Source organism: Oceanobacillus massiliensis str. N'diop, assembly GCF_000285495.1.
Taxonomy (GTDB): Bacteria; Bacillota; Bacilli; order Bacillales; family Amphibacillaceae; genus Oceanobacillus; species Oceanobacillus massiliensis.
Genome location: NZ_HE610978.1, coordinates 726895 through 753342 on the forward strand (window position 1 = coordinate 726895; position 26448 = coordinate 753342).

General features: G+C 42.5%; 26 protein-coding genes and 1 riboswitch. Of the genes, 7 read left to right on the top strand and 19 right to left on the bottom strand.

Annotated features, from left to right (window positions below; genetic code table 11):
- Nucleotides 1-270 precede the first annotated feature (270 nt).
- From OMHG_RS13445 to OMHG_RS18785, 3 genes are all read right to left on the bottom strand, one after another.
- Nucleotides 271-582: a DUF3892 domain-containing protein gene (locus tag OMHG_RS13445; protein WP_010651405.1), complete on the bottom strand. Its 312-nt coding sequence runs from the start codon at nucleotides 580-582 to the stop codon at nucleotides 271-273.
- A gap of 25 nt (nucleotides 583-607) precedes the next feature.
- Complete coding sequence (locus OMHG_RS13450) at nucleotides 608-808, bottom strand: hypothetical protein (protein WP_010651406.1); 201 nt, start codon at nucleotides 806-808, stop codon at nucleotides 608-610.
- A 182-nt stretch (nucleotides 809-990) separates the two neighbouring features.
- A complete protein-coding gene (locus OMHG_RS18785; protein WP_010651407.1) occupies nucleotides 991-1140 on the bottom strand; it encodes a hypothetical protein in 150 nt (49 codons plus the stop codon).
- Nucleotides 1141-1635: 495 nt separating this feature from the next.
- Between OMHG_RS18785 and OMHG_RS13455 the strand changes: the two genes are divergently transcribed.
- Entirely contained in the window at nucleotides 1636-2790 is a 1155-nt protein-coding gene (locus OMHG_RS13455; protein WP_010651408.1) for an acyl-CoA dehydrogenase family protein, read from the top strand.
- Between the two features lie 273 nt (nucleotides 2791-3063).
- On the opposite strand, the gene OMHG_RS13460 is transcribed toward OMHG_RS13455, so the two are convergent.
- From OMHG_RS13460 to OMHG_RS13495, 8 genes are all read right to left on the bottom strand, one after another.
- Nucleotides 3064-4008 (bottom strand): 2-hydroxyacid dehydrogenase, encoded by a 945-nt coding sequence (locus OMHG_RS13460; protein ID WP_010651409.1) that lies wholly within the window; start codon nucleotides 4006-4008, stop codon nucleotides 3064-3066.
- Nucleotides 4009-4135: 127 nt separating this feature from the next.
- Entirely contained in the window at nucleotides 4136-5350 is a 1215-nt protein-coding gene (locus OMHG_RS13465; protein WP_010651410.1) for an ornithine--oxo-acid transaminase, read from the bottom strand.
- A gap of 244 nt (nucleotides 5351-5594) precedes the next feature.
- A complete protein-coding gene (locus OMHG_RS13470; protein ID WP_010651411.1) occupies nucleotides 5595-6149 on the bottom strand; it encodes an O-acetyl-ADP-ribose deacetylase in 555 nt (184 codons plus the stop codon).
- A 188-nt stretch (nucleotides 6150-6337) separates the two neighbouring features.
- Nucleotides 6338-7081 carry an ABC transporter ATP-binding protein gene (locus OMHG_RS13475; protein ID WP_010651412.1) on the bottom strand — a complete coding sequence of 248 codons (744 nt, stop codon included), beginning with the start codon at nucleotides 7079-7081 and terminating at the stop codon, nucleotides 6338-6340.
- Entirely contained in the window at nucleotides 7068-7847 is a 780-nt protein-coding gene (locus OMHG_RS13480; RefSeq protein ID WP_010651413.1) for an ABC transporter permease, read from the bottom strand. The genes OMHG_RS13475 and OMHG_RS13480 overlap by 14 nt, the downstream gene beginning before the upstream one ends.
- Nucleotides 7847-8137 (bottom strand): thiamine-binding protein, encoded by a 291-nt coding sequence (locus tag OMHG_RS13485; protein ID WP_010651414.1) that lies wholly within the window; start codon nucleotides 8135-8137, stop codon nucleotides 7847-7849. The genes OMHG_RS13480 and OMHG_RS13485 overlap by 1 nt, the downstream gene beginning before the upstream one ends.
- 2 nt (nucleotides 8138-8139) lie before the next feature.
- Nucleotides 8140-9138: an ABC transporter substrate-binding protein gene (locus tag OMHG_RS13490; RefSeq protein ID WP_010651415.1), complete on the bottom strand. Its 999-nt coding sequence runs from the start codon at nucleotides 9136-9138 to the stop codon at nucleotides 8140-8142.
- Between the two features lie 130 nt (nucleotides 9139-9268).
- A riboswitch (TPP riboswitch) is annotated at nucleotides 9269-9378 on the bottom strand.
- A 107-nt stretch (nucleotides 9379-9485) separates the two neighbouring features.
- Nucleotides 9486-12692 (bottom strand): SNF2 helicase associated domain-containing protein, encoded by a 3207-nt coding sequence (locus OMHG_RS13495; RefSeq protein ID WP_010651416.1) that lies wholly within the window; start codon nucleotides 12690-12692, stop codon nucleotides 9486-9488.
- Between the two features lie 323 nt (nucleotides 12693-13015).
- Here OMHG_RS13495 and OMHG_RS13500 point away from each other — a divergent pair, with 323 nt between their 5' ends.
- Nucleotides 13016-14593, top strand: coding sequence for a peptide chain release factor 3 (locus OMHG_RS13500; protein ID WP_010651417.1), 1578 nt, complete (start codon nucleotides 13016-13018; stop codon nucleotides 14591-14593).
- Nucleotides 14594-14736: 143 nt separating this feature from the next.
- A complete protein-coding gene (locus tag OMHG_RS13505; RefSeq protein ID WP_010651418.1) occupies nucleotides 14737-14937 on the top strand; it encodes a YjzC family protein in 201 nt (66 codons plus the stop codon).
- Between the two features lie 597 nt (nucleotides 14938-15534).
- Here the strand turns inward: OMHG_RS13505 and uraA are convergent.
- The 3 genes from uraA to trmB all read right to left on the bottom strand — a co-directional run bounded on the left by uraA (nucleotide 15535) and on the right by trmB (nucleotide 17758).
- Nucleotides 15535-16794: a uracil permease gene (gene uraA / locus OMHG_RS13515; protein WP_010651420.1), complete on the bottom strand. Its 1260-nt coding sequence runs from the start codon at nucleotides 16792-16794 to the stop codon at nucleotides 15535-15537.
- On the bottom strand, nucleotides 16791-16970 hold the full coding sequence (locus OMHG_RS13520; protein ID WP_044476943.1) for a hypothetical protein: 180 nt from the start codon (nucleotides 16968-16970) through the stop codon (nucleotides 16791-16793). Before OMHG_RS13520 ends, uraA begins: the two co-directional genes overlap by 4 nt.
- Before the next feature lie 152 nt (nucleotides 16971-17122).
- Nucleotides 17123-17758 carry a tRNA (guanosine(46)-N7)-methyltransferase TrmB gene (gene trmB, locus OMHG_RS13525; protein WP_010651421.1) on the bottom strand — a complete coding sequence of 212 codons (636 nt, stop codon included), beginning with the start codon at nucleotides 17756-17758 and terminating at the stop codon, nucleotides 17123-17125.
- A 73-nt stretch (nucleotides 17759-17831) separates the two neighbouring features.
- Here trmB and OMHG_RS13530 point away from each other — a divergent pair, with 73 nt between their 5' ends.
- Complete coding sequence (locus OMHG_RS13530) at nucleotides 17832-18119, top strand: YtzH-like family protein (RefSeq protein WP_010651422.1); 288 nt, start codon at nucleotides 17832-17834, stop codon at nucleotides 18117-18119.
- On the opposite strand, the gene OMHG_RS13535 is transcribed toward OMHG_RS13530, so the two are convergent.
- From OMHG_RS13535 to OMHG_RS13555, 5 genes are all read right to left on the bottom strand, one after another.
- Nucleotides 18106-18924 carry a phosphotransferase family protein gene (locus OMHG_RS13535; protein WP_010651423.1) on the bottom strand — a complete coding sequence of 273 codons (819 nt, stop codon included), beginning with the start codon at nucleotides 18922-18924 and terminating at the stop codon, nucleotides 18106-18108. The two genes, OMHG_RS13530 and OMHG_RS13535, sit on opposite strands and share 14 nt — an antisense overlap.
- A gap of 294 nt (nucleotides 18925-19218) precedes the next feature.
- Nucleotides 19219-20193 (bottom strand): hypothetical protein, encoded by a 975-nt coding sequence (locus OMHG_RS13540; protein WP_010651424.1) that lies wholly within the window; start codon nucleotides 20191-20193, stop codon nucleotides 19219-19221.
- Nucleotides 20194-20436: 243 nt separating this feature from the next.
- Nucleotides 20437-21000 carry an RNA 2',3'-cyclic phosphodiesterase gene (thpR, locus tag OMHG_RS13545; protein ID WP_010651425.1) on the bottom strand — a complete coding sequence of 188 codons (564 nt, stop codon included), beginning with the start codon at nucleotides 20998-21000 and terminating at the stop codon, nucleotides 20437-20439.
- 10 nt (nucleotides 21001-21010) lie between these two features.
- On the bottom strand, nucleotides 21011-21730 hold the full coding sequence (locus OMHG_RS13550; RefSeq protein ID WP_010651426.1) for a pseudouridine synthase: 720 nt from the start codon (nucleotides 21728-21730) through the stop codon (nucleotides 21011-21013).
- A gap of 15 nt (nucleotides 21731-21745) precedes the next feature.
- Nucleotides 21746-23362: a putative polysaccharide biosynthesis protein gene (locus OMHG_RS13555; RefSeq protein ID WP_044476944.1), complete on the bottom strand. Its 1617-nt coding sequence runs from the start codon at nucleotides 23360-23362 to the stop codon at nucleotides 21746-21748.
- 274 nt (nucleotides 23363-23636) lie between these two features.
- Here OMHG_RS13555 and OMHG_RS13560 point away from each other — a divergent pair, with 274 nt between their 5' ends.
- The 3 genes from OMHG_RS13560 (at nucleotide 23637) to OMHG_RS13565 (ending at nucleotide 26434) form a co-directional block, all read left to right on the top strand.
- Nucleotides 23637-24890, top strand: a complete 1254-nt coding sequence (locus OMHG_RS13560; RefSeq protein WP_010651428.1) for a BaiN/RdsA family NAD(P)/FAD-dependent oxidoreductase — start codon at nucleotides 23637-23639, stop codon at nucleotides 24888-24890.
- A 73-nt stretch (nucleotides 24891-24963) separates the two neighbouring features.
- Entirely contained in the window at nucleotides 24964-25137 is a 174-nt protein-coding gene (locus OMHG_RS18790) for a hypothetical protein (protein ID WP_010651429.1), read from the top strand.
- A gap of 139 nt (nucleotides 25138-25276) precedes the next feature.
- The gene (locus OMHG_RS13565; protein ID WP_010651430.1) at nucleotides 25277-26434 is read left to right on the top strand and encodes a dicarboxylate/amino acid:cation symporter; all 1158 of its coding nucleotides are present in this window, start codon (nucleotides 25277-25279) and stop codon (nucleotides 26432-26434) included.
- Nucleotides 26435-26448: the final 14 nt, after the last annotated feature.

Consider the following 26448-nt stretch of genomic DNA (forward strand, 5'->3'; position numbering starts at 1 on the left):
GCCTGTCACTTCCCGGTTTTTGTCGAATTATATTTTGCTGGCTGCTATCAATGAATGCGTCTATTCATGAACAGCTTGCCCAAAGTTGCCGTATTTTGAATTGAGATAGAACGTTACTGCTCCAGGAATACGAATGTTTAATTGTGATGCAAAAAGAAATAAGCCGTTGTCCCCCAATAGGAATACGGCTTCTGCACCAATAAGAGCTATGCCTATGTACCATTTATGCATGCAGTCCAAGGTGGAATACTTGGCTGCATGCTTTTTTCATCAAAACAAAGGTAAGTTATCTAAGTTATTTTCCTTGATACCATCCGGTTCACTTCTGATAATATCCCTTCCGTATTTGTGGAATACATCCAGATGCGCTAGCTCCCCTGACTTTGCTTCATTTAAAGCAGTTACATAATCTAGCTCACGCCCCGTATCCGTTTTAAATGCAATAATATCACCTGTATCATTTTTTCGTACGGCCACGATGCTTTCCTTGCCTTCTGCATTCATTTCACTTATTTTGTCCTGCTGTTCATTACTCTGATTCCTGTACTCATTATAGATTTTTTGGTAGTCATTTTCCTGCATAATTGGCTTGCCCCCATCCAAAATTCTAACTATTATCAGGCTGATTTTTCGCCCTGACTTCTTGGGAATCGGTATCGCTGAATATCGATGTGCCATGTCCACCCGTTGTTTTCGCAAGATATTCCTTTGCTTCATTATAAGACATACCAGAGTTTTCATTTAGCTTTTTTACCTGGTCGATATCGGTTCCTGCAGCGGTAAAGTTACCTGTACCCTTTTCGTCCACTATTGTCCCTCCTAATCAATTGCCCTGCTTAAACTTGGGATAATATTTCGTTTTAAACACCATTTTAGTTATTCCTGATAACGGTTGGATTATGTACTTGTAAATTTCGTCAAGATTCATAATGGAAAAAGGACCTTTACTGATGTCTTTCAGAAAAGCTCCTTTTGTTTTTACTTTTATTTTTATCGGTCTCGCTTATTCTTTTTATTGTCTAGATTAAGGAACTCGCTCTCCCGTGAGACTTCTACATCGCGTTTCGGTGTTGTATCGTACTTTAATATGTTCTTCTGCTTACCTTTATCCTTATTTTTATTTTTATTTTCTTCAGACATGGTTATGGCCCTCCTAAATAATTCATCGCTAAAATTCACAATTATTATGTCCTTTATCTGATTATTAATCCTTCTTTTACTGCTGCAACAGCTATCGCAATCCGAATTTTTTAAAAAGAATTGGTCACAATACCTCTAAAAAGGAGGCTATACTCATGAGTAAAGGAAAAAAGAAGAAAAACAAAAATAAAGAAGAATTAAATGATATGAAGGATGACAAAAAATATCGCCAAAACCGCCCACCAGGAAATTAGGTATCGAAATTAGGTGCCTGTCACTTCCCGATTTTTGTTGAACTTTGTCGAACTCTTGAAGCCATAGTTTTGGTACTATGGCTTTTTGTTATGCACCAATGCAATTCGTGTTTCGCCCCTTCTTTGTTGCATTCAGATTGAAATTTTCAGATATGAATGAAATAATAGATATATCACTTTTATCCTAGCTAGATTCGAGTACATATCTGAGACAAATAAAATAGCCAAGGGAGGCTTTAGCATGAATTTAGCAGATTTAAATTCACTGGAAGAAAGAATTGATTTACTAACTAAAACAGTTGAGCCTTTTACAGATCGAGCAAGCAAATATGATAAGGATGCTACCTTTCCATTCGAAAATTTCCAGGATCTAAAGAGCATTGGCTATCCAGGTTTGACCATTCCTAAAAAATATGGCGGAAGCGGAATATCACTGTACGAAATGCTGCGTTATCAAGAGATTATCGGAAAGGCCGATGGATCTACCGCACTCTCCATAGGCTGGCATATGGGCATCATGAAGCACCTTGGTGAACATGATATTTGGGATTCTGAAACATACAAAACCATTGCAAGCGATGTAACTAAAAATGGCGCTTTATTGAATAATGCCGCGTCTGAACCTGCGACTGGCAGCCCTACCCGCGGCGGCAAGCCAGAAACCATCGCAAAGCAAGTTACGGAAGGCTGGGTAATCAATGGCAGAAAAATTTTCACGACATTATCGCCAATTCTCGATTATTTCGTAGTCAGCGCAACCATTGATGGTACCGATCAGGCAGGCAATTTCCTTATCAGAAGCGGGGCAGATGGCGTCAAGGTGGAAGAAACGTGGGATTCTATAGCAATGCGGGGAACGGGCAGTCATGATCTTATTTTAGAAAATGTACATGTAGGAAAAGCTGATTTGGTTGAACACATCTCGCCTGGGAAAAAGAATGCCGCTGGATGGCTTTTGCATATTCCAGCATGCTATCTTGGAATTGCCCGCGCTGCCCAGGAATACGCGGTAAAATTTGCTGCAAGCTATTCCCCAAACAGCATTCAAGGGACCATCTCTGACCTGCCGAATGTAAAACAAAAGCTCGGGGAAATGGAACTCAAAATGCTGGAGTCCAGGTATTTTCTCTACGGCGCTGCCAAAAAATGGGATGAGGCTGATGAGGATTATAGACAGACAATGGGACCAGAGCTTGGTGCGGCTAAACTTTCTGTCGTAAATAAATCGATTGAAGTAGTTGATCTAGCTATGCGAATTGTTGGTGCCCGAAGCCTATCTGAAAAAAATCCTCTGCAGCGTTATTACCGCGATGTCCGTGCTGGTCTGCATAATCCGCCCATGGATGACATGACAATTATGCAGCTAGCAGGGATATCTGTTACTAAGTATAACTAAATGTAAGATAACTGGAAAAACATGCGAAAACAGATGAAATCGATTCTAACGATTTTCATCTGTTTTTTCACGATTACCGCCTAGAAGGAATCGATGCCATATCCCGATCCGCGTTCGGTTTTTATCGATATTCTGTTAGCAGATTATGCAGAAGAATTTAAATTAATGGGCTAGGCAGCATTGAAGTTCCCCTTATTAAGTTTTATAAAAGGACTCACCTTCCCACTGAATCTTCGTCTATTCGATTGGAACAGCCTCTACAGCAGAATCATTTTAGTTCACCAAATGCTTGAGTTCCATACCTTCACCAAATCTTTTTAAATTCTCGAACGCGACATCACCAATCCTTGTTATTGCTTCATATGTAGCTCCGCCAATATGTGGCGTTGCAATGACATTTGGCAAACCAGCAAGTTCACTTTTCGTTGGTTCTTCCGCAAATACATCCAGACCCGCAGCACCGATTCTATTATTTTTCAATGCCTCTGTCAGCGCTTCTTCATCAATTAAACCACCACGGGATATGTTGATAAGAATCGCTGTTGGTTTCATCAGTTTCAATGTATCAGGGTTGACCATCTTCCTATTTGTTTCATTCAAGTTAGTACAGATAATGATAAGGTCTGACGTCTGGAATAGTTCATCCAGTTCCATAAAATTGACGTTTAAACGGGTTGCTGCATCATAATCCTTATGATTGCCGTATGCATTAATTTCCATATTGAACCCGGCAGCACGTCTTGCAATCGCCTTTCCGATATTGCCAAATCCAATGATTCCCAGACGCTTATTGAAAATCTCATGGCCCATAGAGAGCTCCCAGTGGCTGGATTTTATTTCCCGATCTTTTCGTGTGATATGCCTTGCAGCTGTGATCATCAGACCAAAGGCATAATCAGCTACAGCTTCCGTATTCTGGCCAGGCACATTTGTAACGGGGATTCCTTTTTCACGCGCATAGATATGATCAATGTTGTCAAATCCCGATCCAAATTTCATGATGTATTTTAGATTTGGGGCAGCATCGATAATTTCCGAATCTATTTTAACTACCGCAACAACAATGACATCCACATCTGCCACTTCTCTTTTCAGCTGTTCTTTAGCAATTCCCTGGTCTGTGAAAAGCACTTTGGCTTCCCCTAGTGTACCTGCATTCTCTAAAAGCTTCGGATTTGCCTCAATAAAGGCATCCCTTAGCATAAATAGCATTTTCATATGTCTCAGCTCCCTGTTTTACGATGTATTTAGCAACTATTATTTGAATTTTAAATTAAGTATAATTATTAGTTTACACTAAAAGTTGAAAACCGAACAGCATTAGATGCTGTTCGGTTTTCGACAATTATTGACAAATTTCGGGTAGTGACAGGCACCTTACGATTTTTTCTATGGCCCAGTCCAGTTCTTCTTGGGTGATGACTAGAGGCGGGGCAAATCGTATCGTGTTCTCATGGGTTTCTTTGCACAATACCCCTTCTTCCTTCAATTTCTCACAGTAGGAACGAACAGGTTTGTTAAATTCCACGCCAATGAATAATCCACGTGCACGGATGGCTATTAAATCCGGATTATCGATTTCACGTAATGCATTAGCAAAATATTCCCCTAATACTAATGACTTGCCTGCTAAGTCTTCTTCTTCGATGACATCAAGGGCGGCAAGAGATACGGCACAGGCTAGAGGATTTCCGCCAAATGTTGATCCATGCGAACCTGGTGTGAAGACATCCATAATCTCCTTGTCAGCTGCGATGGCGGATACTGGCAGAATACCGCCGCCTAACGCTTTTCCCATTACAAAGATATCTGGTATGACATTTTCCCATTCACAGGCAAACATCTTACCTGTCCGGGCAAAACCTGTTTGCACCTCATCCGCTATAAATAATACATTGTTCTCTGTACAAATATCACGTACTTCCTTTAGATAGCCGTCTGGGGGAATGACGATACCAGCCTCGCCTTGGATTGGTTCAAGAATAACCGCAGCGGTATTTTCTGTAATCGCTGCTCGAACTGCTGCAGCATCCCCGTATTGAATTTTTTTAATGCCCGGTACGAACGGCCCGTAATGTTCAGTTGCTCCCGGATCATTTGATAGAGAGATCGCATTTAATGTACGCCCATGGAAGTTTCCTTTTGCAGCAATGATTTCTGCCCTGCTGTCTGCTACACCCTTTACTTCATATGCCCAGCGCCGGGCAGCCTTGATGGCAGTTTCTACTGCTTCAACCCCTGTATTCATCGGCAGAACTTTATCCTTACCGGTTAATTCAGCAACTCGCTTTGTCCATGGTCCTAGTAGTTCATTATGGAATGCACGTGATGTTAATGTTACTTTATCAGCTTGTTCTTTCAGTGCTGCTATAATTTTTGGGTGGCGGTGCCCCTGGTTTACAGCGGAGTACGCACTGAGCATATCCATAAACTTATTGCCTTCAGGATCTTTTACCCAAACACCTTCAGCCTCAGCAACGACGATTGGCAGTGGATGGTAGTTATGTGCCCCGTAACGGTCTGTCTGTTCCATAATTTCGCTTGATTTGTTTTTTATCATCATTTATCCCCCTTTAGAATTTGAGTGTACGGGATGGAAGGATGAACAGAACACCCCGTCAAAAAAACACTATTCAAATGTTTCTGACATATACACTTCTCATTCTAATGGATACCAGGATAAAGAGCAAAGGGGATATTATAGGTGCCTCATAGGTGCCTGTCACTTCCCGCTTTTTGGCGGTTTTTGTCGAATTAGTGGTATTGATATAGAAAAAGCCTTCTCAGCAAAGTGAAAAGGCAAGCTACTGCTCCATTAAATTTTTCAGTGCCGCTTCATACACTTCATAATCCTCCTGTTCAAACAGTGTGATGACAACATCCCCAAATTCATTTTCCCCAAGGAAGTTAACGATGGTTTCAAGAGCGATTTCTGATGCCTGATCGATTGGATAACGATAAACGCCAGTTGATATGGAAGGAAAAGAGATGCTCTTTATATTCCTTACCTTCGCGAGCAGCAGTGCGTTCCGGTAACAATTGGCAAGCAGATCCTCTTCCATATCCGGATTCTCATTCCAGACAGGGCCAACCGTGTGAATGACAAAATTGGCAGGAAGATTATATCCTGCTGTAATGATAACTTCTCCTGTTGGCAATTCCTCCCCCTTTAACTCTGCTTGACGAATCTTCTGGCATTCCTCAAGCAAGTCCTTACCAGCGGCACGATGAATCGCTCCGTCTACTCCGCCCCCGCCTTGAAGCAAGCCATTCGCGGCATTCACAATCGCCTCTGTTTCCTGTTCGGTTATATCGCCTACCATTAATGCTAGTGTGTTATCATTTATTTTCACTTTCATTTTAGTTTATCCTCCTATCGAATGGAGAATGGCTAATGGAATCCTATCCAATAAGAAACACGATTAAATAATCCATTCCCTATCTTTACTTATTCCTCTTACCACCTAAAATAAACCAAATACCGAACAGTGCCTGGCACTGTTCGGTATTCGACAAAATTCGAGCTAATTCGGGAAGTGACAGGCACCTAAGAGTTGGGACTTTCCTTCATTTCTTCGTATATGCGCTTTTTCCATTGTAAGAATTCTTCAGAAAGCAGTATGTCCTCATTGCGGGGACGCGCAAATGGTATGACAAATTCTTTGCTTACCGTTGCCGGTTTTCCTGATAAGATAATAATTCTATCCGATAGAAAAATAGCTTCTTCGATATGATGTGTAATAAATAAAATAGAGCGTTTGTATTCATCCCAGATGGATAAAAGCCATTTTTGCATATCGATTCTCGTAAACTCATCCAATGCAGAGAATGGTTCATCCAGTAGAATCAGCTCCTGTGGACTTAACAAGCTGCGTATAAATGAAACCCGCTGTTTCATGCCTCCCGACAACTCATGCGGATATGCATTTTCATATCCTTTCAGTCCTGCCCGAACTATCATTTGCAGTGCCTTATCCTTATCCCTGTTGCCAGCTATTTCCTGACCAAGGAGGACATTATCCAATATGGTCCGCCATGGCATTAATGAAGGTGATTGCGGTGTATAGCTGATGGAACCACGATTGCCGTTTATCTCTGCACCATTCAAATAAATCGAACCAGAGGAAGGCAGACTGATTCCGCCTATATTCTGAAATAGCGTACTCTTCCCGCTCCCTGATGGTCCGAGCAAGGAGACGAACTCGCCATCATCCACTGAAAAATTAACATCAGTCAGGACCTCTTTCCCTTCAAAGGATTTTGACAACTGCCTAATCTCAAGATGACTCAAGATGATTCCCCTTTTCTATCGGCTTCCACTTTATCAGCCTTTTTTCAACTATCAGAATCAGTGCAAAGAAAATCAGGCTTAGCGCAATAATTAGCAGGATTGCCACAAATACTCGATCCGTACGGTAGGAGGAAGAAGCGAGGGTCATATAAACCCCAATCCCTTTGCTTGCCCCGAGCCATTCCGATATCACTGCCCCCATCACACTATATGTCGCCGAAATTTTCAGTCCGGAAAATAAAGATGGGAATGCATGTGGCCATTCCAGTTTCCAGAAAATCTGCTGATTTGTGGCACCGGCCATTTGAACATAGTGTTTTAAATCGGCATCTGTCTGCTTGAACCCTTCCAGTAATGCAATGGTAATCGGAAAAAAACAAATTAGTGTAATCACAATCAATTTCGGCAAAACTCCAAACCCAAACCAAATTACTAATAATGGAGCCAGCACGATGATTGGTATATTTTGCGATACGATAATTAGCGGATAAAATGCCTGTCTCATCAGTGGGAGCAGGTGCAAGATTATAGCAACGAGAATACCTACACTGCTTCCTATTAAAAACCCAGTAATAACTAATTGAACCGTTGAAGTAATATGTACCGAGTAGACAGATCGGCCAGTGACCGCTTCTTTAAAGACCTCTATTGGGCTTGGAAGCAACCATCCCGGTATTTCAAAGATTCGCGTGCACGCTTCCCAGATGATAAACAAAAGGAAGAGAACCAGAATTGGTCTCCATCCTTTTTTCCATAAACCTTTCATTAGCGATATTTCTCCGTCAATTGTTCCATAGACGCTCCATCCGGCTTGTATAGGATTTTAATTTGCGATATGACACTGGGGCATCCTTTTTCAATCATTCTCTCATTCACCTTTTCTACAATTCCAAATAACTCGCTAAGTTCCCCTTCCATGGTTGTTTCCAATGGATTCACCTGATACTTCACGCCAGATTCCTGAATAACCGCAATTGCTTCATCCACCAATGGAATCGAATCTTCTCCGTTATTTGTCTTTGGGATAACTTGAATGCTTAATAGCGCATTTGCCATATTTATTCCTCCCCAATTTTTGGTAAAAATTTATTTGTAAATGCTCTCTCACTATCCAGCTGGTCTTCCAGCAGATTGTTCTCATACATCCACTCGGCATAGTTCTCCCATACCACCAGTTTTTGCACTCCCCATTGTTCTGCATCATCCTGGTACCTAGGTGACAGCCACTCCTGGCTTGCTTTTACCAGCTCGGGATCCAGATCAGGCACAGCATCAATCAGTATTTCCGCTGCTGATTCAGGGTTATCAATTGCGAATTCATACCCTTTTGATACGGCATTCATAAATTGTTTAACGGTCTCTGGTTCATCTTCTATCATCGCCTCATTGGTGGCGAGTACCGGTGTATAATAATCCAGCTTTTCGCTGTAATCAGTCAGATAAATCATATTAATCGGCTGGTTGCGAAGTTCCGCTTCCACACCTGTCCAGGCATAATAGATCCATGCAAAATCAATCCCCTGCTCCATCGAAGTAAAAAAGTCCGCATCTCCAATATTGACTATATCAACCTGCTCCACATCGGCATTATCCTGATTCATAATGGACTCCATGATAGCCTGTTCAACCGGCGCTCCGAAACCTCCATAGGATTTCCCTTCAAAGTCCTTTGCCGCAGTGATATTGCTCTCTTCCAATGATGCAAAACCGGATGTATTATGCTGAATAATGGCTGCTAAGGAGACAATCGGTACATCCTGAATGCGTGCCTCTGTAATGCCTTCCTGATAGCTAATGCCGAATTCCGCTTTCCCTGAGGCGACAAGCTGCTCGGCACTTGCCTCTCCCGGCATAATAATCTCCACGTCCAGCCCAGCATCTTCAAAATATCCTTTATCTCTTGCTACATACAACCCGGTATGATTCGTGTTTGGCGTCCAGTCCAATACAACGGTCAGCTCTTTTAATTCTTCTGTGTTTGCCGTACCTTGCTCCTGTGGATTATTACAGGCTGCAAGCAGGACTAGCATGATGCTTAAAAATAGTAACTTTCTCATTCTAAAAACTCCCCATCTCTTTAAACTAAAATTATAAGTTTAATAGGAGCAGCATGTGCAATACGATATTCCAAAAAATCAAAAAGCGCCCAGGATATGGAAACCTGGGCGCATACAATTAACCTAAAATATACGTATCAAGCATGTTCCCTACGCTGGTCTTAGCCAGATCAGGTTCTAAGAGTCAGTATCTAACGGATACAATCTCAACCAGCAACACCGGTCCCCCTACAACTTATCTTTAGTTATGTAGTTATATTTCAATTATACTATTACATAAATCTTCTATAATTTCAAGTAAATACCGAACAGTGCCTGGCACTGTTCGGTATTCGACAAAATTCGAGCTAATTCGGGGAGTGACAGGCACCTAGTAGTTCCTGGATGTCTTCTTCGGTCAGGGTGGGTTGCGATTTTTCGTCGGATTCAATAATCTCTTCAATTAGGTTCCGCTTCTTTTCCTGCAGGTCATTCATCTTTTCCTCTATCGTTCCACGGGCAAGCAGCTTGATGACTTGTACTGTGTGCTGCTGCCCCATCCGGTGTGCCCGGTCTGCCGCCTGTTCCTCAACTGCAGGGTTCCACCATAAATCATATAATATTACCGTATCGGCTCCTGTCAGATTAAGACCGGTCCCTCCTGCCTTCAAGGAGATAAGAAAGACATCCCTTTCCCCGTCATTAAATCGATTACACGTCTCCACCCGCTCTTCTGATGGGGTCTTTCCATCCAGATAAAAGAACGGTCTCCCTTGATTGGCCAATTCCCTGCCAATGATTTCGAGCATTTTAGTAAATTGGGAGAAGATCAGCACACGACGTCCGGATTTTCTCGCTTCTTCCATAATCTGCAGCAGCTGCACTAATTTAGCGGAACTCCCCTTATAACCGTCTACAAACAGGGCCGGATGACAGCATATTTGCCGCAATCTCGTTAAACCTGCCAGAATTCTAATCTTGTTTTTGCGAATCGTTTCTTTATTGAGATGCTTCAATGTATCATGACGGAGTTTCGCTAAATAGGCGGCATACAGCTTTTTCTGTTCGGGCAGCAGTTCCACGGATTCAGTAGTCTCCAGTTTATCCGGAAGCTCCTTCAATACATCTTCTTTTACCCGGCGCAGCATAAACGGGCGGATTCTTCGGGAAATCTTCCCCCGAGACAGATTGCTGTAATCCTTCAATCCGCCAAACAGCTCCGGAAACACAACATGGAAAATGGACCATAGTTCTTCCAGCTGATTTTCTACAGGTGTGCCTGTCAATGCAAAACGATTGCGTGCCTGCACTTTTTTCACTGCACGTGCTGTCTGGGTTGTCGGATTCTTAAACGCCTGCGCTTCATCGAAAAATACAGTATGAAATTGTTGCCTGCCAAACCAGTCGATATCACTGCGAAGCATCGGATAGGAAGTAATCATGGCATCTATACCAGCCAGATCACGCTGTAATTTTCTTCTGGCTGCCACATCCCCATCAACAACGGTAGCCCGAATTTCTGGAACGAACTTCTTTAATTCATGGAGCCAATTATATGTGACGGATGACGGACAGACGATAAGCACCGGCAGTTTGCTCGTTCGGATTTCAGTCAGCTCTGAGTCAATAAAAGCAATACTTTGCAATGTCTTGCCAAGCCCCATATCATCAGCCAAGATACCGCCAAACCCGTAGCTTGCCAAAGTCTTCATCCAGCGGAAGCCCTGCTTCTGATAATCCCTTAAAATCAAATCAAGTCCTTTCGGCACTGCAAATGTCATGTTGCCGGGATTGCTGATTTTTTCGATAAATGTCCTGAAAGAGTCCTCGATTGAAAATGTATCCGTATCCGCGACAGCATCGATTAATTGGAGTCCCTTCACGAGCGGTACCTCCATTCCTTGCTCCAAATCTTCATCCTGTACTGGTGCAGCCAATAGAAATTGCCGAATCTCTTCCATTTCCCTTGCCTCAAGTGACATCAATGTGCCATCACGCAGCCGGTAATATTTACGCTTCTCCTCAATCGCCCACAATAGATCACGAATTTCCTGTTCTGGAATTCCAGCCATTTCAAATTTGAATTCCAGCCAATCGGTGCGTTCCCTTTTATGCTTTATCCTGATTTTCGGCCTTGCAGGGTTCTTTATGATCCTTGTCCTGACGGCAGTGGTTGCATACACCTGAACAAGCTGTTGCAGCTCGGGCAGTAAATGGTACAGAAAGTGATACTCCAATTCTTCATTCTGGAGAAAATAACCACCATCAGTTTTCACAAAAGAACTCTCATCCATAAGTTCCAAAATCTGTTTCTCTTTTTCCGTATCCCGAACGATCATCAATCCGCCATGCTTCTCTTGTGATTCAAATGGATCAATGATCATGTTTTCGTAATGAAATTCAATTCCAGCAAGGAGCCGGTCCTTTAAACGATCTAAATATAGCTTGGCAGATAGCGGGGTTGTTTCAAATCGATTAATGACAGAATCAGATAAATGAACATTGCCCATCTTCCGGAGCCCCGGCACAACTTTTTCCATAAAATACTTCATCTGTTCAGCAGGAATCGGAATCTGATTGGTGCCGGAAGCAGCAAGCATTTGTTTCAGTTCGTGGAGACGCTGGTTCTCTTCATCCTTTAAGACAAGCAGTTTCCCGTCCATGATGGCCGTACGATAAGCAAATAGCAATACCATGGAATGTAGACCTTTGACCTCCAATTGGTACCCGGATTGACCTGCCTCTTTGAAGTAAAAGTTTAATGGAGGTGTTTCATCCACCAAGATAAGACCATCATAGGACTTCCCATCATACCTGAGATTTACTGTAGATGCCTTCGTTAACAAAGGCTCCAGCTTTTCCCATGAAGAAGGAGGAATCAGCAGCATTCCGGGATTATTTTCAGCATGATACACTTGGGGCATTGCATCAAGATAGGCTTTTTCATCACGATTTACTTGAATGAGCTGCTGGATTATTTGATCTGCATCGTTCGAAAGACAATGGAGAGCAGGATCATAAGTGAATGTGAGAGAAAGGAGATTTCGTATGCCCTTCTGTACTGCCTGCAAAAAGTCACGGATTCGCTGTACACCTGTCCCATTGATCTCCAGTTCGATACCGAACATATACTGATCTTGATCAACTTGAACCGGACTGCAGATAAATTCGGCATCAAGCACGGTTCGTTTTTCAAAATGCAGCTGCTGCCCGCTGGAATGTACCTGCTTGTCTTCAAACAGGTTTAATAATCCTTTTGTCAGCATGTCAGATTGGAGTTCCTTCGTAGAATCTCCCTGTTCATATTCATATAATGCAAGTAAAGCTGCCGCAACATGCTGGCATTCCTTCTGAAAAGAAGCAAGCTTTGGACAGCTGCAGTCCGTATGAATACTGCCCTTGTCCTTTTTCTCAATGGTGACATGGAAATCCTCTGCAGCACGAACGATAGCATGAATGTAATTGGAGCTGATCTCTTTAAAGAAGACCTTACCATTGCGGTAAAAGGCTTCCCCCCTTTTAAAGGAAACATCCCCGCATCGGTCCCTGATGATTTGCTGATTAAGTTTGAACATTATGATGATCCTTTCTCCTGCAAAAAGTTCAAAAATCCGTGTCAGTGTGTACATCTAAAGTCTATTTTACAATGTCCACTGGCAATTCTTATGTCGGCATCATTTTAGAGAATGCCGCTTCTCGAAGTATTTCTCATTTTGAGCATTTATTTATAGGATTTATTTAAAATTAATCGAAAAAAGAATTCGACTATAGTATAGTATTATTTGGTGCAGTTATATTATATCAAAGGAACTAAAGGAGCGTTATTCCAATGTAACATGAAAATCCCATATTAATTTAACAATAGAATTAGATATTTCAATATAGAAGGGATTTTTTTATGAATATACAAGAAGAAGTAAAGAGACGAAAAACATTTGCAATTATTTCCCACCCTGATGCAGGGAAAACGACCATGACAGAGAAACTGTTATTATACGGAAACCTGATCCGGTCTGCCGGAACCGTTAAAGGGAAAAAATCCGGAAAGTTTGCAACGTCAGATTGGATGGAAATTGAAAAGCAGCGTGGAATTTCCGTTACGTCCAGTGTGATGAATTTTCCCTATGATGGTTATCAGGTTAATATTCTGGATACACCGGGCCATGAGGATTTCAGTGAAGACACCTACCGAACGTTGACTGCTGTCGACAGTGTCGTTATGATTATCGATTCTACGAAAGGAATCGAAGCTCAAACACTGAAGCTCTTTAAAGTATGCCGCATGCGCGGAATTCCCATCTTTACTTTTATCAATAAATTGGACCGGGAAGGAAAAGAACCACTCGAGCTGCTGGAAGAAATCGAGCAGGTTCTGGATATCGAGACATATCCTATGAACTGGCCTGCCGGAATGGGTAAAGGCTTTCTCGGAATTTTTGACCGTTATGGCAAACAATTTGTGAAACATAATGTAAATGAAGAGGAAACCTATATACCATCCGCCGAACTAGATAATCCAGAGCATTCAGACCTTGTTGCCAATCCGACTTATGTGGCAGCACGAGAAGAACTTGAACTGGTGGATGAGGCCGGTGATCAATTTTCTTTGGAAGCCGTCTTGGATGGAGAGCAAACTCCTGTATTCTTCGGCAGTGCGCTTGCTCCATTCGGCGTTCAGCTGTTTTTTGATACGTTTATTAATATGGCGCCAACACCAACACCGCGGAAATCAGAAATGGGGATCATTCAGCCTGATAATCCGGACTTTTCCGGATTTATTTTCAAAATCCAGGCGAACATGAATCCTGCCCATCGTGATCGTGTAGCTTTCCTTCGTGTATGCTCTGGAAAATTTGAGAGAGGCATGAGTGTACGGTTGTCGCGAACCGGAAAAGTATTTAAGCTTTCCCAATCCCAGCAAATGGTGGCCTCGGCCAGGGAAACAATCGACGAGGCTTTTGCTGGAGATATCATTGGAATATATGATCCGAATGCCTACCAGATTGGTGATACCCTGATTGAAGGAAAGACCGATTTCGAATACGATGAACTGCCGCAATTTCCGCCAGAAGTATTTAAAAAGGTTACAGCTAAAAATGTGCTGAAATCAAAGCAGTTCCGAAAAGGGATTGAGCAGCTTGTACAGGAAGGTGCCATCCAATTATTCCGGGACAAACTAACAGACTCCTTTATCCTCGGGGCGGTAGGAGAACTACAATATGAAGTATTCAAATACCGGATGCAGAATGAGTATAATGCCGAGGTAATGTTCGAACCAATCGGTGAACGTATACCAAGATGGTTAAAAGAAGATCAGGTTGATGAATCATTATTCGATGGCGGGAACCTGCTTTGCAAAGACCGTGACGGAAACCACCTGGTTCTGTTCCGAAACGAATTTGCATTAAATTGGTTCAAAGATAAAAATCCCAAAATAGAACTCATCGACCTATTCGAAGTAAACGAATACCGCTAAGGTGCCACTGAGGTGCCTGTCACTTCCCGAAATTTGTCAAATGATGTCGATTCTGTGATTCATTTGCCTATCCTGTTATTGCCATTCATGATTATCCTGAGATTCATCCATACTAAGGGAACACTGGGATGAGGAGTGATGATATGGGTGAAGGAACGCAATTTCGTGTTGGCCAAAAGGCTCCAAATAATGGCGTGTATATCGAAGTGGGAGAGACTGGCAGTAATGTGAATGATCCACAGCAGATAAAACTAAGTGCTGGTGAGTCTTTTCCGGAAAACACCAATCATAACCGTATCTGGGTGAACAAACGCACCCTGTCCAAACAGGGCGTCCAAGGATAAGTTAACAATTCAAGTGAAAGCAGTGGAGCTATAGACTCCACTGCTTTTTTTATTTGGTTTTATTATAGTTTTCGGCAACTATTTTTGAAAATCGCGCTTCCGGCGGTAATTCCGCGGGTTTGGCGGTAATTCCGCGCTTCTGGCGGTAATTCCGCGCTTCTCACGATATTTCCGCGTTTCTGGCGATTATTCCGCGCTTCTAGCGGTAATTCCGTGCTTCTGGCGATAATTCCGCGCTTCTGGCGGTAATTCCGCGCTTCTGGCGGTGATTCCGCACTTTTGGCGATTATTCCGCGCTTCTCCCGATATTTCCGCGCTTCTCCCAGTATTTCCGCGCTTCTTCCAATATTCTTCCCGCGATAATTCCGCGGTTCCGGCGGTAATTCCGCGCTCCTCCCGATAATTCCGCGCTTCCCGCGATATTTCCGCGCTTCTCTCGATATTTCCGCGCTTCTCCCAGTATTTCCGCGCTTCTCTCAATATTTCCGCGCTTCTCCCGATAATTCCGCGCTTCTCCCAATATTTCCGCGCTTCCATTCCATCAAAGAGAAAGCCCTGCAAATCACTTTGCAGGGCTTACATTTCCTATTCAGTTTCCTATTCATTTGATAGCTTCAGTACATCCAGTAATTTAAAGAACAGGCTGACTAAAATAGCGACAATCGTTGCAAGTCCCATTCCGCTTAATGCTACTGTTCCAATCTGAATCGATGCCCCGCTGATACCAATTGCCAAAACAACACATGTCAGAATTAGGTTCTGTGAATTATTATAATCGATTTGCTGTTCAACTAGCATACGCAGACCGCTTACTGCAATAATTCCGAATAACAGTAAGGAAATCCCGCCCATAACAGGTGTTGGAATAGAAGAAATCAGCGCAGCCAATTTACCGCAGAAGGATAAAACCACAGCGATTATTGCTGCCCCTCCGATAATCCAGGTGGAATACACCCTTGTGATGGCAAGAACTCCGATATTCTCTCCATATGTTGTATTTGGTGTCGAACCGAAGAAACTGGAAATCATAGTCGATATACCATTTCCGAATAACGAGCGATCAAGTCCAGGCTCCTTTACAAGGTCTTTCTTAACAATGTTTCCGGTAACCACCAAGTGACCGATATGTTCCGGAACGAGAACAAGTGCAGCCGGCAGGATTATCAGAATATCTGACCAATTAAATTCAATTCGATAGTATGTTGGCATTTGGATCCAGGCTGCTTCCCGGACTGCCGAATAGTCAACAATACCGAAGAAAGTTGCAATAATATAGCCGGTTACGATTCCCAGTAAAATCGGGATAATTTTCATAAATCCGCGCATGGTTACCCAGAAAACAATCGTTGCTCCGAGCGTCAGCAAGGAAACCAAGATTGCTGTAGTATCTCTTGATGTATCAGGCTGTGCTATCAACCCGGCCATGTCTGCTGCTGTCGGTACGAGCTCAAGCCCGATTACCGCGACAATTGCTCCCATTGCTGCCGGCGGGAAAATAACATCAATCCAAGATGTTCCAGCAAATTTTACGATAATCCCAATGATAACAAGCACCAGCCCTACAACGAAGAACCCGCCAAGCGCCGCTCCATATCCCCCGCCTGTTGTCAATACAGCCGTCACTGGTGAGATAAATGCAAAGCTGGACCCAAGATATGCAGGAATCTGTCCTTTTGTTATGAATATATAGAGTAATGTTCCAATACCGTTCATTAGTAAGATTGTTGCCGGATCAACTCCGAATAATATTGGTACAAGTACTGTCGATCCAAACATTGCAAATAAGTGCTGGACGCTTAATGGCAGGCTCTGTAATATTGGTAAACGTTCATCTACCTGAATTTCCCGTTGATTCATCGTATCCTCTCCCCTATTTTATAATAAAAAACACCTTGCCTGGCGATCTGGCAAAGTGTCTGGAGCAGAACAGAATGGAGGCAAAAGCCTTCATTTTCATGCATAGGTAAAAAACCATACAAGTTATCTGCAGCAACCTTACCAGCCTCACTGGACTGTTTTAAAGGTGTATTCATTTAAGTTATTGATGTTATTATGACAAATTCCCCTATAAAATGTCAAGCTTTTTCTATATATTATGCAAATTATCCAGCGGGTAGAGCCAATAAGGAGGCTCTGTTCTGCATAATCGTATATAGAAGCTCAAAAATGCTTTAACCCAGCTTTTTTAAAAGCTGGCGCGGCTCCGGTAAATCACCTGGCCCTTTGCTGCGAACTTCTCTTCATATTCAGTCATCACATTCAGCGGATCTTCAATTGCATGCAAGTCAAGATTTACTTCTTCAAGCAGCATTCCGAATTCCGAGAAGCTCACTAACGAATATTCAAATAGTCCGCGATTATCAGTTTTGAAAATAACTTTGCCCTCAGGATCCAAAACTTCCTTATATTGCTCCAGGAATGTGCGGTATGTGAGTCTTCTTTTCTCATGGCGGTTTTTTGGCCATGGGTCAGAGAAATTAAGATAAATGGTGGCAATTTCATTTTCTGCAAACATTTCCCTAAGATCTGCTGCATTTTCATTTAGGAGCAGCAGGTTATCGACCTCAGCATCCACTACTTTCTGTGCTGCCGATACAATGATACTCTTTGCCACTTCAATTCCAATAAAATTAATATCCGGATGCTGTTTGGCCATTCCTACCAGATATTGGCCTTTTCCGGTTCCGACTTCTATATGAATAGGCTGATTCTTTTTGAAAACAGATTGCCATTTCCCTTTGTTCTCCTTGGCATTCGGAATAACGATATGATTATTTTCCAGCAAAAAATCATCTGCCCATGGTTTATGTCTTTGACGCATTGTGTTCCCTCTCTTTACTGCTTATTGAATAGAATATACGAAACAGACTAAACTAACTTCTGAGGTGATTAGGATGACACTTAATGTAAACAATCAACTAACATTGCTGCTCGACTTGTTGGATGAACAGCAGCTTGACTGCTGCGGAAGTGTAAGTGAGTTCCAGCAGATAGAACGTTTAGTCAAATCCATGCTGGCAAACAATAGTATAACCGACAATCAGCTGCTTAGTCTGCTGCCAGACATTTATAATTACGGCAGGCAGGGCGAATCTGCTCCAAGCCAGCCGGATCATATAACTTCAAATAAGGATAATCTTCATAATTGGATAAGTGCGATACAACAGACTACTTTAGAATAGTCGTGGTTATTTGTTCATTTATTTCCTTTAAATCATTCAAACGTTCCATTGCTTTGGCTGGCTCCTTACGTTTCGTGTGCCAGCTTAAAAACTGAATAGCATCATGCAGCAGGTACCAGTACATCCGCTCGAATAGTCCACTGCTTGGTGTCACACCATATCGAGTGAGCCAGCTATCCCAATTTTCTTTTGGAATATACCATTTCAGCAGCATACCAAAATCGGTAACTGGGTCTGCAATCATTGCATTATCCCAGTCAACCAGAAAGATATTGCCGTCTTCGGTAAGAATGAGGTTGTTATGATTAATATCACAATGGCAGACAACAAGTTCCTGATTCCGTGTTGTTGGCAGCAGCTTTATCAAGTGGCCAACCGCCTTTTGTACTTCCTCATGCTTACCAACAGTTCCCATAGAACTTATTAGATGATAAAGATTTTCCAGGCTCTCATCAGATGTGACAGGCTTTTTCCCCATGCGGAGGAGCATATGCAATAATTCAGTTGAATGGTGAATTTTATGCAGAATATCAGCAACCCGCTGATGCTGCATTTCATGTGATTTTAATGCTCGGCCTTCGAGCCATTCCTGAGCAGTAATGACATCTCCATTTTCCATCCGCTTTGTCCAAATCAGCTTGGGAACAATTCCTTCAGCAGATAGCACAGCGAGAAACGGGGATGAATTACGCTTTAGAAAAAGCCTTCTATTGTCTTTCTCCGCCACAAAGGCATCACCAGTGAGCCCGCCTGCCGGTGTTATTTTCCAACCAATACCTAATACTTGTCCAAGCCATTCAATCATAACTGTTTCACATCTTTCAAAATTAGCATTCAATAATACATTTTATAGTGAATTCCCTTAAAATACAAATTTGATTTGACATTTGCCCGGTGTATTCACTGTTAATTTACAAATTTCTCTGCCCCTTCATACTTGAAAATGCCCCATATGCCAGGAATTAGTTTCCAATCTGCCGGTTGGCTCAGAGCTCATCTTCCATATTCTCACATCTTTATGCTAATCATGTCTTCTATATGGGACGGTTTTCAAAAGAAACACCTACCGCATACAATGCCAGTTCATGAATATACCTGCCTATTCCTCAAGATCAGACACCGTAGAAGGGGCATCATCCTTTTCCCAGTCCGGTCGTTTAATTGAAGTTGTCTGGCAATTTTTCAGCAATGCCTCTGCTGCCTTCAATTGAATGTTTTTTAATGGCGATGTTAAACGGCGCTTTTCTTTAAACCAATCCGCATAATCCTTTTTACCCGCTATTCTCGTATTATATGGTTCCGTGTTAAAAATAATAGAATTGGTTCGGGACAAAATGGTCTTCTTTATAGGAAAGTCTATCGATTGGCTGGCCAGGATACTGCTTACCAGCCTTTCTGTGCGCTTGAGTCCAATAATTGGATTAAGAATCTTCTTCTGCTCATTCCCTGTTTCGATGGACCATGTTCGTTCATCACCGGCCATAATGACCGAATTTGGACTTTCTTCAAGGAAGCGAACAATTTCAATTGCTATCGGACTAATCAGCAAGATTTCCGATTCAATCGGCGCCTTTTTAATCGCAAATATTGGAAAATACATGATTAAATACGTATCGGGAAATCCCTGCAGCAAGTATTTAAGCAATGGGTCACTATAATAATTTCTGTCTACAAACGAAGTACTCGAAACGGTTGACGTTGCCCACTTCATCTGATGCCCTATTAGCTTATTTAAAAAGTATTGTTTTAGCGCTTCCTCCGTCTCCGGAAGGTCTGCATATTCATTAGCTTCTGGCTCGGAGTCAGAATCAGTTTCTGGATAGGATTCAGCTTCCTTCTGTTTTCGCTTTAACTTCGCTTTTAACTTGGAAAACTTCCCCATCTGCTGCTCTGATTCCAATTCAGCTTCCGATGGTTCGGCCAATTCCTGCAAGCTGGGATTCATCCAAACACTGTACAGCTTGTTCCAATTCTCATTTTTAAGACGAATATATTGGGTTGGATAACGGTAGGTATTCCATTCATAGCGTGAAATGTAATCCTGAAGTTTGATAAGCTGGGCGATTGGTAACACCTCCTCCAATTTAATGGGCGTGCTTTATCGCCACATGCAGTCGACTGCTATCTGACGAATCAAGCACGCTTGGCTATAATTAGCATTCTGCATCTATTTACACTGTAAGTCATCTGCAACGGGGATTAATTGCAACGCGGATTTAGGGAAACTCCGGGAAAAATAATGATACCTTTCCCCTTTTCATTTCATTGGTTATATAATTCTATTGTTGGTAAGCGCCAATTTTCCAGGAGACCTTTTTTAAGACTCTGGTTTTAGCGGATACCGTTCTACCACTTCATATTTTGGTGTTTTAGACGGATGGATTCGAAAAAGAACCATTTCCTTTACATGCAGCATTGCTCGTTCATTCAATTGTTCCTGAAGCCTGGACCAGGTATCATCATTCAGACTGCTCGCTCCATTCCATTTCTTTGCCAATGTAATATGTGGCCGGTATTCCCGATTCTCTCTTTCATAATTGATTCGCAAACAGCATTCTTCTACAGTTTGCTGGAGACTTGACAATACAGGATTTCCTTTAACCCCTGACCATATGACACGGGGTTTCTTTGGATTACCGAACATGCCAATGCCTCCGACCCCCAAATCAAATGCCGGGATATTGTTTACTTCCTGTAATTCATGTCTTAACTGTTTCAATCTATTATCGTCCACTTCACCAAGAAACTTTAGGGTAACGTGCAGGTCCTCCATATGGGGCCACTGTTTATAGGATAGGTGTTCTTTTACTATTTGCTGCCATTTTGAGAGCAACTGCTGCAGCTCTTCCGGCAGATGGATGGCAATAAAGTAATGTGACATCTGGGATCCCTCATTTATTTTTTAGTGACATACAGTATGCTAATTCACTTTCTGACAATTCACGGTAGGTTCCAAGCCTCAGATTTTCATCTAATACCAGGTCCCCCATACTCAAACGCTTCAGGTAAATGACTTTCTTATCCACTGCTTCAAACATCCGCTTCACTTGATGGAATTTCCCTTCAGTGATGGTTACTTTGATTTCTGAAACGGCATCACTGTTTATAATGACAAGTTCAGCTGGTTTGGATACATACCCGTCTTCCAGCATGACCCCCTCACCAAAGGCAGCTATATCGTCTTCGGTAACAAAACCGGAAATCTTAGCATAGTAGGTCTTTCCGACGTTCTTCTTAGGTGAAACAAGCTGGTGTGCAAGGTCTCCGTCATTCGTCAGCAGCAACAGTCCTTCCGTATCCTTATCAAGCCTGCCGACCGGAAATGGCTGAAAATGACGCACATCTTCCCCGAGCAGATCAATCACTGTCTTTTCGCGCGTGTCGCTTGTTGCAGATATATAGCCAGGCGCCTTGTTCATCATTAGATAAATGTATTGCCTGTAGTGGATAGCTTCTCCATCCAGGCTGATTTCATCACGTATGGGGTCAACCTTCATACCATTGTCCTTAACGACTTTCCCATTAACCAAAACCTGTTTCTTCTTTAGTAAAGTTTTGACATCTTTTCTGCTTCCAATTCCCATATTGGACAGTAACTTATCAAGGCGCATATTCAGTTCTCCTTTTTACCTTCCCAGAAAGCGTCCGACTAGAGGTATTCGTCCACCGAATATCCGTTCAAGCAATGTGGATGAATAGGCAAGCAACAGATAAACGGATCCACCGCCGCCTGCACCGATTACGAGCATTAGGACCGCTGCCCAGCGTTCTTCCCCATAAGGGAGGAAGATTCCCATAATGGCCTTTAATATCCAGACGACGATAGCCATAATCAGGGCAAAGATACCAATCAGCATCGTCCGTTTTATCGTTTGTTTAAATTTAAAAGCGAGTGCTGTTTTAATCCGCCAGAAGTTTAGAATAACCGCAATTCCCGAAGCAAGGGCTGTACCGAAGATCGCCCCCTTTGCGCCAAACATTTGGATAAGCTGGCTGTTTAATAGAATTTTTGCCAAAATACCCGCGACTAAGCTGAGCACAGCATAGTTCTGCTGGTCGATACCCTGCAGAATTCCTGATGTCACGGTAAACAGGGCAAAGAGCAGCGCGATTGGTGCATACCAGGCAAGTAATGATCCTGTCAATGAAAGATTGTCCATATCAAACAATGCTCCATACGCCTCATCGGCCAAAATGGCAATCCCCAGCGAAGCAGGAATAACGAGCACTAAAATGATCTGGAGTGACTGATTGATCTGTTTCGTGTACATCTGCTCATTTTTCTGTGTAAAAGACTGTGTCAAGCTTGGCAACATTGCCAATGAGAGCCCTGTAGCTATCGTCATTGGGATGATAACTATTTTGTGGCCATACATATTAATGACAGAATAGGCAACTACCCAGATATCCTCTCGTCCGCTGGCACGCATTGCCGGCTGAAATGTGAATTGGTCAATAAATTGATAGAGCGGTATGGCAAGTCCGACCAATACAAATGGACCTGCATAACGAAATAATTCTTTCAATAGATCACTCATTTGCAGATTATACGTGTAACGCTGCCTGGACACCTGCAAATCCAGATATGGTTTTCTCTTTTTCCAGTAAATGGCCAATACCACACATGATGCCAAAGCTCCAATGAAAGCAGCAAATGTAGAAAAACCTACTGCCGTAACGACCGAGCCCCCCATAACATGAAGAATGACGAAGGCACCCACTAAAATAAAGGCAATCCTGACAATCTGCTCCACAATCTGCGAAACGGCTGTCGGTCCCATCGATTCATGTCCCTGAAAGAATCCCCGTACAATACTAATGGAAGGAATGACTATCAGCGCAATGCTGACCATCCGGATGACAAATGCCACATCACTGGCCGTAACATCTGTATCTTCCCCCTGTATTTGAAATTGGGCGATCCAATCCGCACTGAGAAACATGATTAAAAAGGCGACAAACCCTGTACCTAGCATCAGTGTACTTCCAGCCTTGAACATTCGCATGCTTGATTCATAATCACCCAGTGAATTATACTTGGAAACAAATTTGGATACCGCTAACGGTATTCCAACAGTAGAAAGACTTATAAATATACTATAGGGTGCGTATGCAAAGGAAAACAATGTTCCTCCCGTTTCACCCACTAGATCATAAAAAGGAATGACATAAATCATTCCCAGAAATTTAGATAAAAACGAAGCACCAGTCAAAAGCAATGTGCCTCTTAAAATTTTCGACATTATTTCACCCGCATCTTTGTTCATTCATATTTTAAGCTTTGATTCTATCGATAGCATTTTTTCTTTATCCATACTAAAACTCATTTTATCATAATTCCATGACTGTTTCTCTCTATAACATTCGTTCTGCACGTCATTTTTTTCGGGCATCTTTTTCATATCCTCCAAGCAGTATTCGGCTTCACTTCAAATAACCCATAATGCAACTGTGATCGCGACAAGTCGCTTCCACTTTTGGATTATGGTAATATACTTACGAAAGGAATGAATTGAATTGACATATGACGTGATTGTAATTGGCGGGGGTCCCTCCGGATTGATGGCAGCCATCTCTGCAGCAGAGCACGGAGCAAAAACGATGCTGCTCGAAAAAGGCAGCAAGCTTGGGAAAAAACTCGCCATATCAGGCGGCGGTAGATGCAACGTAACCAATCGCCTCCCACAAGAAGAAGTTATCAAGCATATCCCCGGAAATGGAAAATTTCTTTATAGCGCATTTTCCATCTTTAATAACTATGATATCATCGATTTTTTTGAAAATATGGGTGTTGCACTTAAAGAGGAAGATCACGGGCGTATGTTCCCTGTATCGAATTCTGCAAAAAGTGTGGTTGATGCACTGATCCATAAATTAAGCGAATTGCATGTAACGGTAAAAATGAATACAAAGGTTGAAGCCGTTCATTATGACGACTCCATGCACACCGTCATCTTATCAGACGGTAAAAAGATTGATACAAAAGCAATTGTGATTGCTGCAGGCGGTAAGGCGGTCCCGCATACCGGCTCTACAGGTGATGGCTATGCTTGGGCAAAAAAAGCCGGACATACGATTACAGAACTTTATCCAACTGAAGTTGCCTTGACCTCCAAGGAAAGCTTTATTCAAAATAAAAGCTTGCAGGGTCTATCGCTGCGTGAAGTTGACTTATCTGTATTGAACAAGAGAGGAAAATCAATCATTACCCATAGAATGGACATGATCTTTACACATTTTGGGGTGTCAGGACCGGCAGTATTGCGCTGCTCCCAATTTGTTGTCAAAGAATTGATGAAAGGTCAGCGAAAGGTACCCATGATTCTTGATGCATTGCCGGAAATGAAAGAGACACAGCTCCTGCAGGATATCCTGAACATGATGGATGAAAGCCCCAAAAAGGCCTTCAAGAATGTTGTCAAAGGTATCGTTCCAGAGCGGCTGCTAACCTATATTCTCACACAAAATGAGGTCAATGAAGAACAGAAATGTGCGAATGTATCCAAAGAGACTGTACGATCCATTGTTCAGATGATTAAAAACTTCACCTTCGATGTTCATGGATCACTTCCCCTTGAAAAGGCATTTGTAACAGGTGGTGGCATCTCAATCAAGGAAATCGTACCGAATACCATGCAATCCAAGCTCATGCATGGACTTTATTTTTGCGGGGAAATATTGGATATTCATGGCTATACTGGCGGCTATAATATTACCTCCGCGCTTGTTACGGGAAGACTCGCCGGCATGAATGCAGCAACTGGTATATGATTCCTGGCATGTTTTCCGATTGTTAACCCATCCTAATCCTGTCTGTAACTTCATTCAGAAAGGGTGATATGGAATGCAAAAAAATGGTGCTTGGCTGCCAATAGTTGCTTCTGTGGGGGTTGGTGCAGCAACATATTACACGATGACAAGAAATAATCAGAGTCTCGGCCAAACGGTACAGAAAATGATGCCTTTCCTTTCTGGAGGCGGCTCCGGTAAAACAGGCAGTCCTTTTGGAATGAGTTAAACAGATAGTAATGAACGAAATGGAAGTGCATTCTTCGGAAGCACTTCCATTTCAAATTATTCAAAATTATTCCTTTTTTGAACTCTGCCTGCATGAGCATGTATAATTGAAAAAATAACACAGCAAAGGGGAGAGCATAATGAAACGATTTGGTTTACTTTCAAGAATTATTACAGCAATTATCTTCGGTATTGTCATTGGCTCCATAGCAAATAATTGGTTCATCCGTCTATTTGCGACTTTCAATGGACTCTTCGGTAACTTTTTGAGCTTTATAATTCCACTTATTATTATCGGTTTCATCACACCAGGGATCGGGTTTATGGGACGCGGCGCCGGTAAACTGTTAGGTCTGACTGCACTTCTGGCATACGCATCAACCGTCATTGCCGGAATCATTGCATATTTCTCTGCAAGGGCATTATACCCTTCCATACTTAGCGGTCAGTCGCTGAAGAACTTCTCAGATCCTACCCAGGGACTGAGCGAAGCTTTTTTCACCGTCGAAATGGCACCTCCTATTGAAGTTGTTACAGCACTTCTAATTTCATTTGTAATCGGTATTGGAATAGCAGCAACTAAGAGTGATGCACTTCTAACATTATCAAATGACTTTCGCGACATTATACAGCTTGTCATTGCCAAAGTGATAATCCCATTGCTTCCGTTTCATATTTTTGGGATATTCGCCAATATGACGTATGCGGGACAAGTTGCAACCATCTTAAGTGTCTTTGCAAAAGTGTTTATCATGATCATCATTTTACATATCCTGTACTTGATTTTTCAATATTCCATTGCAGGTTCCCTAAGCAGACAGAATCCCTTTGCCATGCTAAAAAAAATGTCACCCGCCTATTTTACGGCTTTGGGCACACAATCATCTGCAGCAACAATCCCTGTAACGCTACAGCATACTAAAAAGCTTAAGGTTCGGGAAAACACGGCTGACTTCACAGTCCCACTTTTGGCAAACATTCACTTGTCCGGAAGCACCATTACTTTAATGAGCTGTGCGATGGCAGTTATGTTTCTGCAGGGTGAATCCACGGCATTTGGGATTGTCCTCCCGTTTCTGCTAATGCTTGGAATAACGTTGGTAGCCGCTCCTGGAGTCCCAGGAGGAGCTGTAATGGCTGCCATTGGCCTATTAGAAACCATGCTTGGCTTCGGACCAACCATGGTCTCACTCATGATAGCCCTATACCTAGCTCAAGACAGCTTCGGAACGGCATGTAATGTAACCGGCGACGGTGCAATTACATCCATAACAGACACACTAAGCAAAAAAAGATGAAACCAGTTAATGGT